The organism is Micromonospora sp. DT231 (assembly GCF_049847025.1).
In the GTDB taxonomy this organism is placed as follows: domain Bacteria; phylum Actinomycetota; class Actinomycetes; order Mycobacteriales; family Micromonosporaceae; genus Micromonospora.
In genome coordinates this window covers 1-477 of the sequence record NZ_JBNCNO010000045.1, presented here as the reverse complement: position 1 = coordinate 477, position 477 = coordinate 1, and the positions used below count along the sequence as shown (strand labels likewise).

At 69.0% G+C, this 477-nt stretch carries 1 protein-coding gene; it reads left to right on the top strand.

Going from position 1 to position 477, the window contains the following annotated elements; translation table 11 throughout:
* Positions 1-477, top strand: a 477-nt coding sequence (locus ACPXBU_RS34840) for a beta-ketoacyl synthase N-terminal-like domain-containing protein (protein WP_425761402.1), incomplete at both ends; no start/stop codon positions are given.

The window sequence follows — 477 nt, the reverse complement described above, 5'->3', positions numbered from 1 at the left end:
GGGATCAGTCCGCGTGAGGCGCTGGCGATGGACCCGCAGCAGCGCCTGCTGTTGGAGACGTCGTGGGAGGCGTTCGAACGCGCTGGCATCGATCCCACCGCCGTACAGGGCAGCCAGACCGGCGTCTTCATCGGCGCCTCCCCACTCGGCTACGGATCCCAGCAGGCCGCCGCGACCGACGGCTACCTCCTGACCGCGAACACCGCATCCGTCATCTCCGGCCGCATCTCGTACCTGTTCGGCCTGGAAGGGCCGGCGGTCACCGTGGACACGGCCTGCTCCTCGTCACTTGTCGCGCTGCACTTCGCCATGCAGGCGCTGCGCCAAGGGGAGTGCGACCTCGCGCTGGCGGGCGGAGCGGCGGTGATGGCCACCCCGGCGGCCTTCGTTGAGTTCAGTAGGCAGCGGGGTCTTGCGGTTGATGGTCGTTGTAAGTCGTTTGCGGGTGCGGCGGATGGGACGGGTTGGGGTGAGGGT